The organism is Aeromonas sp. 600282, from assembly GCF_049175755.1.
Taxonomy (GTDB): domain Bacteria; phylum Pseudomonadota; class Gammaproteobacteria; order Enterobacterales; family Aeromonadaceae; genus Aeromonas; species Aeromonas veronii_A.
The window spans coordinates 340,314-356,435 of sequence record NZ_JAAKVR010000001.1; the positions used below are offsets into that span (position 1 = coordinate 340,314).

14 protein-coding genes are annotated in these 16,122 nt (G+C 61.2%); 6 read left to right on the plus strand and 8 right to left on the minus strand.

Features of this window, described 5'->3' with window-relative positions; translation table 11 throughout:
- The first annotated feature begins 49 nt into the window (after positions 1-49).
- The 5 genes from G5137_RS01455 to cysG all read left to right on the plus strand — a co-directional run bounded on the left by G5137_RS01455 (position 50) and on the right by cysG (position 5,591).
- The gene (locus G5137_RS01455) at positions 50-892 is read left to right on the plus strand and encodes a patatin-like phospholipase family protein (protein WP_005333746.1); all 843 of its coding nucleotides are present in this window, start codon (positions 50-52) and stop codon (positions 890-892) included.
- 200 nt (positions 893-1,092) lie between these two features.
- Positions 1,093-2,151, plus strand: a complete 1,059-nt coding sequence (gene asrA, locus G5137_RS01460) for an anaerobic sulfite reductase subunit AsrA (protein WP_421254804.1) — start codon at positions 1,093-1,095, stop codon at positions 2,149-2,151.
- A gap of 1 nt (position 2,152) precedes the next feature.
- Positions 2,153-2,992: an anaerobic sulfite reductase subunit AsrB gene (asrB, locus tag G5137_RS01465; RefSeq protein ID WP_021229668.1), complete on the plus strand. Its 840-nt coding sequence runs from the start codon at positions 2,153-2,155 to the stop codon at positions 2,990-2,992.
- Positions 2,993-3,003: 11 nt separating this feature from the next.
- The gene (gene asrC / locus G5137_RS01470; RefSeq protein WP_421254805.1) at positions 3,004-4,014 is read left to right on the plus strand and encodes a sulfite reductase subunit C; all 1,011 of its coding nucleotides are present in this window, start codon (positions 3,004-3,006) and stop codon (positions 4,012-4,014) included.
- A gap of 197 nt (positions 4,015-4,211) precedes the next feature.
- On the plus strand, positions 4,212-5,591 hold the full coding sequence (cysG, locus tag G5137_RS01475) for a siroheme synthase CysG (RefSeq protein WP_421254806.1): 1,380 nt from the start codon (positions 4,212-4,214) through the stop codon (positions 5,589-5,591).
- 116 nt (positions 5,592-5,707) lie between these two features.
- Here the strand turns inward: cysG and G5137_RS01480 are convergent, their stop codons facing one another.
- The 8 genes from G5137_RS01480 to G5137_RS01515 form a co-directional block, all read right to left on the minus strand.
- Positions 5,708-6,025, minus strand: coding sequence for a heavy metal-binding domain-containing protein (locus tag G5137_RS01480; RefSeq protein ID WP_216953896.1), 318 nt, complete (start codon positions 6,023-6,025; stop codon positions 5,708-5,710).
- Positions 6,026-6,196: 171 nt separating this feature from the next.
- The gene (dedD, locus tag G5137_RS01485) at positions 6,197-6,985 is read right to left on the minus strand and encodes a cell division protein DedD (protein WP_421254807.1); all 789 of its coding nucleotides are present in this window, start codon (positions 6,983-6,985) and stop codon (positions 6,197-6,199) included.
- A 74-nt stretch (positions 6,986-7,059) separates the two neighbouring features.
- A complete protein-coding gene (gene folC / locus G5137_RS01490; protein ID WP_421254808.1) occupies positions 7,060-8,319 on the minus strand; it encodes a bifunctional tetrahydrofolate synthase/dihydrofolate synthase in 1,260 nt (419 codons plus the stop codon).
- A gap of 2 nt (positions 8,320-8,321) precedes the next feature.
- The gene (gene accD, locus G5137_RS01495; RefSeq protein WP_005344944.1) at positions 8,322-9,185 is read right to left on the minus strand and encodes an acetyl-CoA carboxylase, carboxyltransferase subunit beta; all 864 of its coding nucleotides are present in this window, start codon (positions 9,183-9,185) and stop codon (positions 8,322-8,324) included.
- A 119-nt stretch (positions 9,186-9,304) separates the two neighbouring features.
- Positions 9,305-10,114 carry a tRNA pseudouridine(38-40) synthase TruA gene (gene truA / locus G5137_RS01500; RefSeq protein ID WP_421204755.1) on the minus strand — a complete coding sequence of 270 codons (810 nt, stop codon included), beginning with the start codon at positions 10,112-10,114 and terminating at the stop codon, positions 9,305-9,307.
- A 188-nt stretch (positions 10,115-10,302) separates the two neighbouring features.
- Positions 10,303-12,495, minus strand: a complete 2,193-nt coding sequence (locus G5137_RS01505; protein WP_421254809.1) for a FimV/HubP family polar landmark protein — start codon at positions 12,493-12,495, stop codon at positions 10,303-10,305.
- Between the two features lie 271 nt (positions 12,496-12,766).
- On the minus strand, positions 12,767-13,783 hold the full coding sequence (locus G5137_RS01510; RefSeq protein WP_040066449.1) for an aspartate-semialdehyde dehydrogenase: 1,017 nt from the start codon (positions 13,781-13,783) through the stop codon (positions 12,767-12,769).
- A 193-nt stretch (positions 13,784-13,976) separates the two neighbouring features.
- Entirely contained in the window at positions 13,977-15,098 is a 1,122-nt protein-coding gene (locus G5137_RS01515; protein WP_421254810.1) for a 4-phosphoerythronate dehydrogenase, read from the minus strand.
- Between the two features lie 248 nt (positions 15,099-15,346).
- On the opposite strand from G5137_RS01515, the gene G5137_RS01520 reads away from it, so the two are divergent.
- The gene (locus G5137_RS01520; protein ID WP_421231462.1) at positions 15,347-16,090 is read left to right on the plus strand and encodes a phosphatase PAP2 family protein; all 744 of its coding nucleotides are present in this window, start codon (positions 15,347-15,349) and stop codon (positions 16,088-16,090) included.
- Positions 16,091-16,122 lie beyond the last annotated feature (32 nt).

Sequence of the window (16,122 nt, forward strand, 5' to 3'; positions counted from 1 at the left end):
CATTCTCTTTCCCACTTTTTCTCTCTGACTTATCAATGAGGTGCCTGTCATGAACAAAAACGCATCCCCCAGCGCATTGGTTGTAGAAGGCGGTGCCATGCGCGGCATATTTGCCAGCGGCGTGCTGGATGCGTTTATCGAGCATGACTATCGCCCCTTTGACTTCGCCATCGGCGTCTCGGCGGGAGCTACCAACTTGCTGGCTTATCTCGCCAGCCAGCATGGCCGCAGCCACGAGATCCTGACCAAACTGGCGTGCAGCCAGCAGTTTATGGATCCCCTGCGCTTTGCCAAGGGGGGCAATCTGGTGGATATCCACTGGCTGTGGAACACCAGCTGTCGCAAGTATCCCCTCGACATTCACGCCTACCGGGAGACCGGCATCCCCTTCTATGCGGTGGTGACCAATACCCTGACCGGCAAGGCGGAGTACATCCGGGTAAAGCCGGAGAACATGAACGAGGTGCTGCCCGCCAGCTGCGCCATTCCCCTCGCCTCCCACGAATACCCGGAGGTACACGGGGTACCGATGACAGATGGGGGGGTGGCCGACTCCATCCCGGTGATCGAAGCCTACCGCCGCGGTGCCCGTCACCTGACGGTGATCCTCTCCGAGCCCCTTGGCTATCGGCTCAAGCCGATGCCTTTCCCCTGGATGATCCGTACCCTGCTCAAGACCCGCCCCGCGCTGGCACAGGCGCTGGAGCAGCGGGATCGCAGCTACAACGAGGCGCTCGATTTTATCGCCAATCCGCCGGAGGACTGCCAGATCGAGGTGATCGCCCCGGCTGACTACTTCCCCGTTTCCCGTTTTACCCGCGATATCAACAAGCTGGAGATGGGATACGTGATGGGCAAGTGCGCAGGCTATCAGGCCGCCCTGCTCAATTGATAAGGGTTTTACAGGCATGACCCGACCTGCCGCGACGCACGCGCCGCCAACACAATAACAATCGGGTCAGTTGAGCAACATGAGTCATAAAAACAGACCGTGGCGAGGCAAGCGCGGCCAGAACCGGTGCCAGACATCCTGACCGGCCCGCTCCTCATCCCTATGCCAGGGCATCTCACCCTCATACAAGGTGTTTATTTATGTCGTTTCTTCTCACCCATCCCGCGCTGGCGCAGCTGTTCGAGCGGCTGCTGCCCGATTACCGGATCATGGCGCCCGCGGCCGAATATCGGGGCGGCCGCTTCTCCGACACCGACAACGTCACCTACCACAGCATCCGCCATCCGGCCGAGCTGGTGTGGCAGGAGAAGTCCCACTTCTCCCCGAAAGAGGTGGTGCTCCCCATCACCCAGACCCTGTTCCACTTCGACAATCTGGAGCTGCGCGAATCAAAGGTGGAGGCCAAGCCCACCCTGCTGTTCTTGCGCAGCTGTGATATCCACGCTCTGCGCAGGCTGGATCAGGTCTACCTGAAAAACGGCCAGAACAGCGACGTCTACTACGCCAGACTGCGCAGCAAGCTCAAGCTGGTACTGCTGGAGTGCCGCGAGAGCTTCGAGAACTGCTTCTGCGTCTCCATGGGCAGCAACGAGACCCAGGACTACGCCGCCGCCATTCGTCTGAGCGATGAGGGTGCCCGTATTGAGGTGAAGGATCCCGAGCTGCTCGGCTACTTTGCCGAACTGGGTGAATCCGATGACTTCACCCCGGAATTTGTCCAGAGCAACCCGGTCAAGGTACGCACCCCGGACAGCGTCTGTGACGACCCCCAGCGGATCCGCCAGATCCTCACCGCCCATCCGGTCTGGGCCGAGTACGACAGCCGCTGCATCGGCTGTGGCCGCTGCACCACCTCCTGCCCGACCTGCAGCTGCTATAGCGTGCACGACCTCACCTATGCGGAGAATCCCCAGCAGGGTGAGCGCCGTCGCCAATGGGCTAGCTGTATGGTGGATGGCTTCAGCGACATGGCCGGTGGCCACGGTTTTCGCGCCAAACATGGCGAGCGCCTGCGTTATCGCGCCCTGCACAAGGTCAACGACTACAAGGCCCGTCAGGGAGAGGAGCACATGTGCGTCGGCTGCGGCCGCTGCGACGATCGCTGCCCTCACTACATCTCCTTTAGCAACATCATCAACAAGATGGCCGATGTGGTCGAACAGACCATCGCAGCCGACAACGCGCAGGAGGCGAACTGATATGTGCCAGTGCCAGCAAACCGCAACAGCAGAACCGCAGCAGGACGTGGTCGAAAACCGCCTGCTGCCCAAGGCCTACACCATTCTGGCCATCGAGCGCCACACCGAGCTGGAGTGGAACTTTCGGGTCTCCCGCGACTTTGATGTCCACTACGGCCAGTTTGTGGAGATCTCCCTGCCCACCGTTGGCGAGGCGCCCATTTCGGTCTCCGACTATGGCGATGGCTATGTGGATCTGTTGATCCGCAAGGTCGGCAAGGTAACCGATGCGCTGTTTGCCCTCGATGTGGGCGACAAGGTGTGGATGCGCGGCGTCCACGGCAACGGCTATCCGCTGGAGACCTACCGCAACCAGCACCTCATCGTGGTGGCGGGCGGTACCGGCGTCGCCCCGGTCAAGGGGCTGCTGCGCCGCTTCAGCAAACATCCGGAAGAGGTGAAATCCCTCGACATGATCCTCGGCTTCAAGAACGAGCAGGCGGTGCTCTATCGCCACGAGATGCCGCTCTGGGCCGAGCAGCAGAACCTCATCGTCACCCTGGACGAGGGCAAGGAGAGCGAGCAGTTTCGCATTGGCCGGGTCACCGACTACATCGACCAGCTGGATCTCGCTGACAAGGAGGATATCCAGGTGATCGTGGTCGGCCCCCCCATCATGATCCGCTTCGTGGTGCTCGCCTTCCTCGAACGGGGCATCCCCAAGGATCGCATCTGGGTCGACTACGAACGCCGCATGGCCTGCGCCGTGGGCAAATGCGGCCACTGCCGGATGGGCGACACCTATATCTGCGTGGATGGACCGGTCTTTCGTTTTGACCAGGCCCAGCATCTGATCGACTGAGGGAGAACACCATGAGTCTCGATATCGACATCATCAAGGCCCGCGCCAAGAACGAATACCGCCTCTCCAAGGTGCGCGGCGAAGCGATGATCAGCGTACGCATTCCCGGCGGGATCATGCCCGCCCACCTGCTGGCGGTGGCCCAGCAGATCGCCGAACAGTACGGCAACGGCCTGATCCACCTCACCACCCGCCAGAAGCTGGCGATGCCCGGCATCAAGTATCAGGACATGGACAAGGTCAACGCCGCCCTCGAGCCCTTTATCAGGGAGATTGAGGTGGAGACCTGCGGCATCGAGGTAGAGGACACCCGCGCCGGTTACCAGAGCATCGGCGGGCGCAACATCGTCGCCTGTCAGGGCAACACCATCTGCCAGAAGGGCAATATCGACTGCACCGGGCTGGCTCAGCGGATGGAGAAGCACCTCTACCCCAACCCCTATCACCTCAAGATGGTGATCGCCGGCTGCCCCAACGACTGCGCCAAGGCCAACATGGCCGACTTCGGCATCCTCGGCATCGCCAAAATCCACTTCAATGCCGAGCGCTGCATCGGCTGCGGCGCCTGCGTCAAGGCGTGCAGCCACCACGCCGTCGATTGCCTCGCCATCAAGCATGGCAAGGCGGTCAAGGAGGAGAGCAAGTGCATCGGCTGTGGCGAGTGCGTGCTGGCCTGCCCGACCATGGCCTGGCAGCGGGATCCCAAGCAGCTCTACATGGTCAAGCTGGGGGGACGCACCAGCAAGAAGACTCCCCGTACCGGCAAGCTGTTCCTCAACTGGGTGACCGAAGAGGTGCTGCATGCGGTGATCAAGAACCTGTTCGAGTTCGAGGCCGAGATGCTGGATGGCAAACCCATCTACCTGCACATGGGTCACCTTATCGATCGGGCCGGTTATCACAAGTTCAAGGAGCGGGTGCTGCGCGGCGTCACCCTCAACCCGGAAGCCATGGTCGCTGACCGCATCTTCTGGGCCGAAGATCAGTACGTCGCCAACATGCACGTCAAAGCGGTGCAATAGGAAAAACCTCGTTTGGGGAAGCGTGATCAAGTGGCCGACACCGGTGGGGATCTGTCGTTGGCCCGGGCGTAGATCACCCTTCCCCTTTTTTATTCCCGTCGGGGGATCTTTCCCCCGACCATCCGGGGTGCGTCACGGCGCGCCCTGCTATCTCGCCCGGCGCGGCATTGCGAGCGGGCCAGCATCCGGAGCCTGTTATGGACTTTCTCCCTCTCTTCTGTCAGTTGCAAAACAAGCCGGTCCTGATCGTCGGCGGCGGTGAGGTGGCGGTGCGCAAGGCGCGCCTGCTGCTCGATGCCAAGGCGAAGATCACCATCAATGCCCCCCATCTGGAACCCCAGCTGATGAGCTGGGCCGAGCAGGGTCGCCTGACCGTCTGCGCCGCCAGCTTTCATCCCGAACTGCTCGATGGCAAGTGGCTGGTGATCGCCGCCACCAATCAGCAAGAGGTCAACCAGCAGGTCTTTCATGAGGCGAACCTGCGCCAGATCTTCTGCAATGTGGTGGACTCCCCAGCCCACTGCAGCGCCATCATGCCCGCCATCATCGACCGCTCGCCGCTGATGGTGGCCATCTCCAGCGCAGGCGCGGCACCGGTACTGAGCCGCCAGCTGCGGGAAAAACTCGAAGCCATGCTGCCGCAACACCTCGGCCAGCTCGCGGCGCTGGCGGGCAAGCTGCGCGAGCGAGTCAAACTCATTCCGGACAAGCTGGCCCGCCGCCGCTTCTGGGAGCGACTCTTTAGCCACGATCGCCTCGCCCGCCAACTGGCCCGCGGCCAACAGCAGGCTGCCGAGCAGAGCGTCGCAGAGCTATTGAATGAGCCACTGCAGAGCAAGGGAAGCGTAACCCTGGTGGGCGCCGGCCCTGGCGATGCGGGACTGCTTACCCTAAGCGGTCTGCAGCAGTTGCAGCAGGCGGATGTAGTGGTCTATGACCGGCTGGTGTCGCAGGAGGTGCTGGCACTTGTGCGCCGGGATGCCGAGCGGATCTTTGTTGGCAAGGAGGCGGGCCGCCACTGTGTGCCCCAGCAGGCGATCAACCAGCTATTGCTGGAGCAGGCCCGCCTCGGCAAACAGGTGGTGCGGCTCAAGGGGGGCGATCCCTTTATCTTTGGCCGGGGTGGCGAGGAGCTGGAAACCCTGGCCGAGGCGGGCATCCCCTTCTCGGTAGTACCGGGCATTACGGCTGCGTCGGGCTGCGCCGCCTACAGCGGCATTCCCCTCACCCACCGCGATCATGCCCAGCGGGTGCAGTTCATCACCGGCCACGACAAGGAGGGCAATATCGCCCAGGAGTGGTCGGCGCTGGCGGCCCGCCGCCAGACTCTGGTCTTCTACATGGGGCTGGCCCACGCCGCCCGCATTCAGGATGAGCTGCAAACCCACGGCATGCCCGGTCATACCCCGGTGGCGCTGGTGGAGCAAGGCACCCAGCTCAGTCAGCGGGTGGTGCGCGGCGAGCTGCAGCAGTTGGCCGAACTGGCCCGTCAGGTGAAGAGCCCGAGCCTCATCATCATCGGCTCGGTGGTCACTCTGGCCGACCAGCTCGACTGGTATGGCAACGACAGAAATTGATCAATAAACGAGAAGGGCCGACAACCGGGTTGTCGGCCCTTGGGCAGCCAGCAGTTATCCACTTTATCCGTGACCCTGCCTGCGACGGCAGTTGTCGGCAACCCTTGCGTGGCGCATCACACCAGCACGGCAGTACCACTGATGCTGACCATCAGCATGCTGCCGTTTTGCCCCACCACTTCGTAGTCGATATCGATACCGACCACCGCATTGGCGCCAAGGGCGGCAGCGCGCTCTTTCAGCTCATCGAAAGCGATGTCGCGGGCACGGGCCAGCTCTTTTTCATAGGCGCCGGAGCGGCCGCCGATGATGTCGCGGATCCCGGCAAAGAGATCCTTGAAAATGTTGGCGCCGAGAATGGCTTCGCCAACCACGATGCCGCGGTATTCACGAATGGTTTTGCCTTCCAGCGTGGGGGTCGTCGAGAGGATCATCTTGAACTCCTGTGAGTAGCAGAAGGCCCCAGACTACCCCAACTGACAGCAAATCCCAACCGGGTGGTGGCCTGTACGACGCCGTCATTAAAAATCACGACGGTCAGATAAAAAACACCGCGCACGGGGCGCGGTGTTTGTTTCAGAGGGCCATTGCAAACGGCAACGCCATTACGGGTTGTAGGAGACCACCGAGCCACTGAGGCCGGTCATCTGGGAGATCCGTCCCTGCATCCCCTGCAGTTTGGCCTTGGAGACATCCGGCCCGATAAAGACACGGTTGAGCTGACCCTGCACCGGTGTGCGCGGCGAGGTGTGGGCAGAGTAGCCCGCCGCCCGCAGCTTGCTCACCAGCGCGTTGACGCTGTCGACGTTCTTGAAGGCACCAAGCTGGAGGATCCAGCTACCCTGCGCGGCCGCGGGTGCAGGTGTGGTCGACTGATTCATCTTGCTTTCAATCAGATCATCGAGGGACTTGATCTGACCCGCCTGTGGTTTGGCTGGCGCAGGTGCCTTGGCCACTTCAACCGGTTTGACTGGCGTCGGCTTGGGTGCTGGCTTGGGCGGTTCGACCGGTTTTTTGGCCACCACTTCTGGCTTGGGCTGTGGCTTGGGTTGGGCATTCTGTTGCGACTGGACCGGTGCGGCAGGGGGTGTCGCCAGCTGCGCGCCGTTGCCCTGACCGGCGAGGGTCATGGGGTCAGCCACCTCTTCCACTTGCCACTGCTGGGCCGCAGAGGCCTGTTGCTGGCTGGCCAGATGATCGGCGGGCAGGCTGCTGGCTGCCGAGACCTGCAGCGCAGGCTTGGCAGGCTCCAGCTCGGGGCGCAGCGGGATCTTGGCAAAGGCCTCCTCCTTTTGTGCCAGCTTGTGACCATCCAGCAAGTCCGGCAGGAAAATAACAACCAGGGCCACCAGGATGACGGTGCCCACCAGACGGTTTTGAAACTTCGAGGCCAAGTTGAATCCTACCTTTACGTAACTCAATATGCGATTTGGCTCCCCGCCAAAGGGCTGGGGAGCCGGGGTGTGGCCTAGACGGCGACACCCGCCAGAATGTCGGCGACAGTGTAAAACGAACCAAACACAATGACCATATCGTCCGGACTCGATGCGGCCAACGCTGCCTGATAAGCGGCGCTGACATTATCAAACTCCCTGGCAGGCCCCTTGCCCTCTCCCAACGCCGCAGCCAGTTGCGCAGCGGTGGCGGCGCGCGGGCCGGTGAGGCTGGCCAGATACCACTCGCCGATCAGACCGTCGAGCTCAGCAAGTGACCCCGTCATGTCCTTGTCTTTGAGCATGCCGACCACGGCACGGCGCACACCCGTGCAGGGCATCTTGCGCAATTGCGCGGCCAGATAGGCTGCCGAATGGGGGTTATGGGCCACATCGACGATCACCAGCGGCGCACTTTGCAACTGCTGCATCCGGCCAGCCAGCCGGGCATTGGCAAGCCCGTCACGAATGGCGGACTCCGGCAGCGGCAAGCCGAGGGATTCCAGCGCCGCCAGCACGGTCACCGCGTTCATCAGCGGCAGCGCCGGTTTTGGCAGATCCCGCCACTGGTTGAGGCCGTGATAATCCCAACCGCTCTCGTGCTCATCGCCACGAAAATCGAGACCGACCTGACGCAGGTTGGCGCCAAGACGCTGTGCTTCGCTCGCGATAGTCGCAGGTGGATTGGGCTCACCGCTGATGGCGGGTTTGCCGGCGCGATAGACCCCAGCCTTCTCCACCGCCACGGCTTCACGGGTATCACCCAGCCAGTCGCAGTGATCGAGGGCAATGGAGGTGATCATCGCCACATCGGACTCCACCACATTGGTGGCGTCGAGCCGACCACCCAGCCCCACCTCCAGCAGCAGCACATCGGGCGCGGCGCGGCGAAACAGCCACAGCCCAGCCAGTGTCGCGAACTCGAAGAAAGTGAGGGCAATCTCGCCGCGAGCCGCTTCCACCTCGGCAAAAGCGGCGCAGTGATCGCTGTCGGCCAGTTCGGCCCCGTTGATCCGCACCCGCTCGGTAAAGCGCAGCAGATGGGGCGAGGAGTAAACGCCGACCTTATAGCCTGCGGCCATCAGAATGCTGGCCGCCATGGCACAGCTGGAGCCCTTGCCGTTGGTGCCCGCCACCGTGACCACCTTGAACGGCAGTTGGGTCAGCCCCATACGCCGGGCAACGGCACCGACCCGATCCAGACCCATGTCGATATTGACCGGATGGATCTGCTCCAAATAAGAAAGCCAGTCGACAAGCGACCGGCTTTGGGATTGTTGCATGTTTGAACTCATCTTCACTCTTCGATGACGTGAGTATTCAGCATTTTGGCGAGCAGGCTGGCCAGACGGTTACGCATGTCGCGACGATCGATAATCAGGTCGATGGCCCCCTTCTCCAGCAGGAATTCGGAGCGCTGGAAGCCTTCCGGCAGTTTCTCGCGTACGGTCTGCTCGATAACGCGCGGGCCGGCAAAACCGATCAGCGCCTTGGGCTCGCCCACGTTGATGTCACCCAGCATCGCCAGACTGGCGGAAACGCCCCCCATGGTGGGGTCGGTCAGCACAGAGATAAAGGGCAGGCCAGCCTTGGAGAGTCGGTCTAGCGCCGCGCTGGTCTTGGCCATCTGCATCAGGGAGAAGAGGGCCTCCTGCATGCGGGCACCACCAGAAGTGGAGAAACAGACCAGACCGCGGCCCTCCTTGATGCACTCCTCGACGGCGCGCACGAAGCGGGCACCGACCACGGAGGACATGGAGCCACCAATAAAGGAGAACTCAAAGGAACAGGCGACAACCGGCACCCCTTTGAGGGTCCCTTTCATGACCACCAGCGCATCTTTTTCTCCTGTCGCTTTCTGGGCGGCAGACAAACGATCCTTGTAGCGCTTGGAATCCTTGAATTTCAGTACATCCTGCGGCTCCAGCTCGGCACCGATCTCGGTACGACCCTGCTCGTCGAGGAAACTCTCGAGACGGGCGCGAGCGCTGATGCGCATATGATGATCACACTTGGGGCACACTTCGAGGTTGCGCTCCAACTCTGCCCGGTAGAGCACCTGTTCACAAGCACTGCACTTGGTCCACACCCCTTCCGGAATGTTGTGACGACGGGGTGCAGTGATCTTGCTCTTGGGAAGAATCTTCTCAAGCCAGCTCATGGAATTCCTTAATGCTTTTGTGCCTGACAAAACGCATCGAGCCTAGATTGTTCAATGACTTAATAGCTCGATGGCAACAAATGACGGGTCATTAAACCACAATTTTTCGGGCGCAGTTACTAAAAACTGGTCGTACCCGGTGCCGAGTCCGGCAGCCACAGCGGGCCGAGCGGCAACTGCGGCAGAGCAAACTCGGCCGGGTAATCCACGTCGACCAGATAGAGGCCACCGGCCTTGGCGGTCGGCCCGGCCAGATTGCGATCCTTGGCCGCCAGCACCTCGGCAATCCACTCCACCGGTTTGAGCCCCTGGCCCACCAGCAGCAGGGAGCCGGTGATATTGCGCACCATGTGGTGCAGGAAGGCGTTGGCCTTGATGTCGAGCACGATGTAGGGCCCCTGACGACTGACGCACAGATGGGTCACATTGCGCCACGGGGTGTTGGATTGGCAGGCAACGGCACGGAAGGTGCTGAAGTCGTGCTCCCCCAGCAGGCTCTGGCCCGCCTGGTGCATCAACTCGGCATCGATGGTCTCGTGGTAGTGACTGACGCCACTGCCGAGGATCGCCGGACGGAAGTTGTGGTTGTAGATGACGTAGCGGTAGCGACGGGCGGTGGCGCTGAAGCGGGCGTGGAACGTTTCGTCCACCTCCTTGACCCAGCGCACGGCGATATCCGGCGGCAGGTTGGAGTTGAGACCCAGGGTCCAGGCCCCTTCGGCACGGTTCGCCTCGGTATCGAAGTGGATCACCTGGCCGGTCGCATGGACGCCGGCATCGGTGCGCCCGGCACACTGGATGGAGACAGGGTGGTTGGCGATCCGGCTGATGGCCTTCTCCAACTCCTCCTGCACGCTGATCACTTCACGCTGACGCTGCCAACCGAAATACCGGCTGCCGTCATATTCAATACCTAGGGCAATTCGCATGGATAAACTTGTCTTGTTGTGAAACGCAGTGAAAGAAACGGGGCGGATTATACGCGCTCAACTCGAAAAGTCCCACAAACCGCCTGATTGGCTTGCATGGGCGGAGAATTCACCCTGTGCAAATTGCCATGAAGAAGGGGGCAGCCAATGGCTGCCCCCTTCTTGCTGATCCCGCGACAGGGACAATTTTACCCCAACCGCTTGAGCAGTTTTTCTGCCTCGGCACGCTGATGCTCAGTGCCCTGCTCTGCCGCTTCTTGCAGCAGCTCGCGGGCGCTATCCTTGTCGTCGATCTCGAGGTAAGCGCGGGCCAGATCCAGCTTGGCCCCCACACCGCCGTCATCGGCATCCACATCAAAGCCGGTGGATTCAGGCAACACCTCGGGGAAGCCATCGAGCCCCACATCCAGCGAGAAGCCCTGATAAGGCTCCTGCTCTGGCGCGGTGGCATCTGCTTCGGCCAGCAGCTTGTCGATCTCGACGTAACCGCTTGCCTGGGCCTGTTCCCTCGGCTGCAATTCTGCCGGATGAGACTCCACTTCGGTAAAGGCATCCTCGAAATCGGAGAGCGCCAGTTCGTTGGGATCCCACTCAAGATCGAGCTCGGTCTCCTTGCCTTTGGTTGGCTCAAGCCCCAACTCGGCCAACATATCATCAGCCGAACCATCCACGCTCAAGTCGATGGCATTATTGCCCTCGCCCGCAGCCGGTTTATCCAGCTCATTTTCAAAATCACCCAGATCAAAACTGGCCAGATCATCAGCAGCCGTACTCTTGCTGCTTGCACTCAACTCCGGTTCCAGATCAGCCGAAAGATCCGCATCCAGTTCGGCAAACAGGGCTGCCTGCAGCTCCTCTTCGCTCATGAGCTCATCAGCATCCCTGGACTTGGGATTGAACTCGCTGGCCAGATCCATGTCGGGTTCATTGGCCAACGCGACAGGCTCATCCAGCGAGAGATCGAGATCCGGCACCAGATCCGGGTCACGACTGGCTGACTGGGCAGCCATTCGCTCCGGCTCGAAACCTTGCAGATCGATCTCGCCATCGTCGCTGAAAACCAGATCAACATCCGGCTTTTTAGCCGATTCATCTGGCTCGACCGGCATAAAGCCATCAGGGGTATTGAGATCCGGCACCGGGCGTACCGGCTCGTTGTCGGTCACATCGACACTCAGCAGATCGTCAAACTCGCTCTGCTCCTGATCCATCATCATGGCGGTGGACTCGGAGAGGCTCTTCTCCTGCTCCTCCAGCTCGCGACGGGCACGGGCCCGCAGCCACAGAGTCACCAGCGCCAATACCAGCAGCACCGGCAGCAGGATGATCATGGCAAGGTTGAGCGGTGAGGAGAGCAGCTCCATCAGCCAGTGCTGCTTGGGTTCAGGCTCTGCCACCACGGGGGGGACAGGTCTGGCCTTCAGCTCGGCGAGCTCTTTTTGCAGCGCGGTCTGATCCTGCAACTGGGCCTTGAGGGTCTCGACCTCTTCGGTGAGAGATTGCAAGCGCAGTTTGAGCCTGTGGTTCATCTCGGTCACCTGACCGAGCTGGGCATTGGCATCTTCCAGCGCCAGCGCCATCTCGGTGGCCGGTTTGCCCACCGGTTTTTCCAGATCGGAAGGCAGAGGCGCCGGTGTGGTGCTTGCTGCGGCGCTCGTCGCCGGGACTGGGGCCACCGCCTCTTTTGGCGCAGGCTCGCTCGCCTTGACAACATCTTTGGTTTCAGCAGACGGTTGCGGTGCTACGACAGGAGCAGGAATGGGTGCCGCTTTTGCCGCAGGCAAGGGAGCTTGCGCGGTTTTCACCGGTTCGGCTTTGGCAGTCTCAACCTTCACGGGCTTGGCCGCCGGTTTGGCGCCATGGGCCTGCTTCTCGGCGAGATACTTGGGGCTTAACCCCTTCCAGCTGGCGTTGTCGCTGCGGAACTTAGCACGAGCCTGGGCATCGGTGATGACGCTCGCCTCGGCCACGGTCGGCAGCAGGATGCGTGACCCCACCAGAATGTGGTTGATATTGCCATCGGCAAAACTGCGGGGGTTTTTCTCGTAGATCGCCACCATGGTCTGGTAGACGCTGACACTACTGGAGGGACGGTATTTGCTCGCCAGACTCCAGAGAGTATCGGTTGGACGAACAGGGCCATAACTACCGGCATTGGCCGTGACCTGACGTACCACCGGCTGGGCGGTTGCACGTACCGGTTGCGCCACGGGTCTGGCGACCGGTTGCGCCAGCGGCTGGGAATTGACGGCTGGAGGTGCGGGCTCGTCAGGGCCTTTTAGCTCGACAAAAAAAGGCTCCCGCGCAGCGTCTTCAGCCTGGACGGAGCCCAGCAGACCCAATGCGAGTAGCGTTGCCAATGTTATGCGGGAATGTCCCATATTCGTTCCTTCGTATGACGGCCCTATCACATTGAAAAATCTGGATAGTTACCCCAAAACAGTCGGTTCAATATAAATCAGGCTCGCGTCGCAAGCCAGTAGTCCGACACATTTAGCACCCGACTTGACTCTGAGTGTAGGAAAAAACTTAATCAGTTGATATCGCAACAGAATCTTGATGTAGCGGAGTGCGGCATGGGTCACACCCCCGATTTATCACAGTCCGGATGGGCAGCACTCCCTGCTGCGCATCTGTGGCAGATATCCAGCCTTACAGATAGTCGCGAACCAGCAGCTCGGCAATCTGTACACTGTTGGTTGCCGCGCCCTTACGAACGTTATCGGCCACGATCCACATATTGATACCACTCGGATGAGAAATATCCTGGCGCACCCGCCCCACCAGCACCTCATCCTTGCCGGTTGCGTCGCGCACCGGAGTCGGATAATCCCCTTCGTCATCAAACAGGGTCACGCCCGGCGCACTGCGCAGCAGATCCTTGACCTGTTCGGCATCGAGCGGCTGGTGCAGTTCGACGTGTACCGCCTCGGCGTGACCGTAGAAAACCGGCACCCGCACGCAAGTCGGGTTCACGGCTATGCTGGCATCCCCCAGGATCTTCTGGGTTTCCCACACCATCTTCATCTCTTCACGGGTGTAGCCGTTGTCGGTGAAGCTGTCGATCTGCGGGATCAGGTTAAAGGCGATCTGTTGCGGATAGAGGGTCGGTTCCACCGGACGACCGTTGAGCAGATGAGCGGTCTGACCCGCCAGCTCGCTGACCCCCTCTTTGCCGGAGCCTGACACGGATTGATAGGTGGCCACATTGATGCGGGCAATGCCCACTTCGTCGTGCAGCGGCTTCAGGGCCACCAGCATCTGGATGGTGGAGCAGTTGGGATTGGCGATGATGTTGCGATTGCGAAAATCGGCCAGCGCATCCGGGTTCACTTCCGGGATCACCAGCGGGATATCTTCGTCGTAACGGAAGCAGGAGGTGTTGTCGATGACGATACAACCGTGCTCGGCAGCAATCGGCGCCCACTTGGCAGATACCTCGGCACCGGCGGAGAAGAGTGCGATCTGCACCTGGCTCCAGTCAAACTCCTCCACATCGAGGATCTCGAGGTTCTTGCCGCCAAAGCGCACGGTATCACCGGCGCTGCGGCTGGAAGCCAGCGGATAGAGGGTCGCTACCGGAAATTCGCGCTCTTCCAGGATCTCGATCATCGCCTGACCCACGGCGCCGCTGGCACCCAATACCGCTACGTTAAACTGCTGGCTCATTCTGTTCTCCTCTGATAATGCTGCAATGGCGCCGGGTGGCACCATGGTCGGCAGGCTCCCGCACGGCGAGATGACGCTGCCTGATATGGCTGAGCTGGCGCAGTAGCATCTGCGCCAGCTCAGTAAAAAATGGGTTCGAGGTAGCCAGTACGGCTCACCCCTTCCGGTTATCTTCCAACTCCTAGTCCCCAACTCAGGGGCGTGACAGCGCAAATCCCAGCTCGCCCAGCGCCAGGTCGGCAAACGCCCCCTCAACCTGCAGGGAGGATAGTTCACGGCGCTCTGGATAGTGTTTGCGCTGCTCGTCAAAGCTGCCGGGCAAGCCGAGTCGGGCCCGGAAACGGGCATCATCGCGACGCACGTCGTAAACCAGATGCACCAGCTGCTTGATCAGCGCCTGATCCGGTGCGCGGCCCGGCACCACCACCTGCACATCGGGGGCAGGCAACAGCCGACTCAAATCCTGACGAGGCTGGCGCCCCAGCTGCTGGCAGAGCGCCTGATAGAGCATCCAGGTACCGCGAGCCTTCCCCTCCAGGCTGTAACCGGCGATATGGGGGGTGGCAATCTCGGTATGGGGCACCAGCGCTGCCAGTGGCTCGGGCTCGTTCTCCCACACATCCATCACCAGTCGCAAAGGCGCATCGCCCAACTGACGCGCCAGCAGGGCCCGGTTATCCCACACCTCGCCACGGGATGCGTTGATCAGGATCTGCCCGGCAGGGCGCGCGGCAATCTGTTCGGCATCCAGCAGATGGTAGGTGGCATCCTGCCCTTCACGGGTAATGGGCACATGGAAGCTGACGATATCGGCGCCAAGAGCGGTCTGATAATCGACAAAGCCCGCATCGGGGGTATTACGCGCCTTGGGTGGATCGCAGCGCAGTACCCGCATGCCGAGCGCTTCGGCCTTGCCAGCCACACACTCGCCGGTATTGCCCGCGCCAATCACCGCCAAAGTCATGGCCGAGAGCTCGAGTTCGTAACGCTCCGCCAGCACCAGCAGGGCTGAGAGCACATAATCCCCCACCGAATACTTGTTGCAACCGGGGGCGCTGAAGAAGGGAATATTGCGGCTTGCCAGCAACGCCTTGTCCACATGGTCGGTGCCTATGGTGGCGGTGCCGACAAACCCGAGTTTGGGGCTGGTCGCCAGCAAATCGCCATTGACGCGGGTGACCGAACGCACCAGCAGCACATCGGCATCCAGCAGATCGCGGGCCTGCATCTGCCGTCCGGGCAAGGGGATCACCTCGCCAAATTCGGCAAACAGCTCCACGGCATGGGGCATATTCTCATCAACGACTATCTTCATCGGGCTCTCTTTGGTCACAACCGCCACGGGGGCGCCATTCTAGCGCAAAGCCGCCTGAGATTTCAGCCTGTGATGCAATCCGGCGCGAAACGGGACCACATTGCGCGGCAGCCGCTCCATCCGCCCGCTCAAACAGAGGATATCGCCACAAATGTGTAAGCAGAGGTAACAAACGTGCTGCTCGGCTTTGTCCGGGCATGTCACGGTGGCACAATGCCCCTCTTTTTTCGCGATCGCCCATACCCACCATGCCGCCACACGCTCCGCCGCTCCCAATGTCAACCGCCTCACTCACCCGCAGTCAGGTGCTTGGCTTCACAGCCCTGTTAATCCTGCCCCTGTTACTACTCGCCACATTGCCCTGGCAGCCTTTTCTGACCGGTTCACTTCAATCAGGCTGGCTATGGTGGTCATACGCCCTCACCCGCATGGTCGATATTCCCGGGATCGGGGTCAGTGGCGCCCTCTTGCTGTTGCTGACCCGCTACAAACTCAAACTGGAGCTGTCCCCCTTCATTGCACTGGGGTGTGCGCTGGCAGCCCTGCTCGCCAGCGACTGGGTGCTCAAGAGCCTGATCAAACACCTGACCGAAGAGCCCAGACCCTATCTGCTCTGGCTTGAGAGTCAGTCGCTGATCCCGGCCATCAAGCACTTCTACGCCAGTAGCATCAATGTGCGCAGTGAACAGGTTCATGCCGCCAGCCAGTTGCTGGCCCTTCCAGAATGGCTCGGCCACCACTGGCAAAAGGAGGTCAATTACGCCTTCCCCTCCGGCCACAGCATCGCCGCCATCAGTCTGGCCCAGTTCTTCGGCCTGATCTGGCTGGCCCGCGCCCCGGCTGGCGTCTGGCTGCTACCACTGTGGGCCTTGGGGGTTGGCCTGTCGCGCATGGTACTCGGCATGCACTGGCCGGTGGATGTGCTGGCCAGTGCCCTGCTTGGCACTGTCACAGCGCTGATTGCCGCTCGCTGGTGGCTGCACAGATACTGAAGCCTGCGCCATCCTGCAGCGGCTTCCTGTAA

What these genes read in the sequence shown, in the direction of transcription:
- G5137_RS01510 (WP_040066449.1), bottom strand. Translation starts at nt 13,783, where the DNA reads ATGAGCCAGCAGTTTAACGTAGCGGTATTGGGTGCCAGCGGCGCCGTG.
- asrC (WP_421254805.1), top strand. Translation starts at nt 3,004, where the DNA reads ATGAGTCTCGATATCGACATCATCAAGGCCCGCGCCAAGAACGAATAC.
- G5137_RS01515 (WP_421254810.1), bottom strand. Translation starts at nt 15,098, where the DNA reads ATGAAGATAGTCGTTGATGAGAATATGCCCCATGCCGTGGAGCTGTTT.
- folC (WP_421254808.1), bottom strand. Translation starts at nt 8,319, where the DNA reads ATGAGTTCAAACATGCAACAATCCCAAAGCCGGTCGCTTGTCGACTGG.
- G5137_RS01455 (WP_005333746.1), top strand. Translation starts at nt 50, where the DNA reads ATGAACAAAAACGCATCCCCCAGCGCATTGGTTGTAGAAGGCGGTGCC.
- asrB (WP_021229668.1), top strand. Translation starts at nt 2,153, where the DNA reads ATGTGCCAGTGCCAGCAAACCGCAACAGCAGAACCGCAGCAGGACGTG.
- G5137_RS01480 (WP_216953896.1), bottom strand. Translation starts at nt 6,025, where the DNA reads ATGATCCTCTCGACGACCCCCACGCTGGAAGGCAAAACCATTCGTGAA.
- asrA (WP_421254804.1), top strand. Translation starts at nt 1,093, where the DNA reads ATGTCGTTTCTTCTCACCCATCCCGCGCTGGCGCAGCTGTTCGAGCGG.
- cysG (WP_421254806.1), top strand. Translation starts at nt 4,212, where the DNA reads ATGGACTTTCTCCCTCTCTTCTGTCAGTTGCAAAACAAGCCGGTCCTG.
- G5137_RS01520 (WP_421231462.1), top strand. Translation starts at nt 15,347, where the DNA reads ATGCCGCCACACGCTCCGCCGCTCCCAATGTCAACCGCCTCACTCACC.
- accD (WP_005344944.1), bottom strand. Translation starts at nt 9,185, where the DNA reads ATGAGCTGGCTTGAGAAGATTCTTCCCAAGAGCAAGATCACTGCACCC.
- truA (WP_421204755.1), bottom strand. Translation starts at nt 10,114, where the DNA reads ATGCGAATTGCCCTAGGTATTGAATATGACGGCAGCCGGTATTTCGGT.
- G5137_RS01505 (WP_421254809.1), bottom strand. Translation starts at nt 12,495, where the DNA reads ATGGGACATTCCCGCATAACATTGGCAACGCTACTCGCATTGGGTCTG.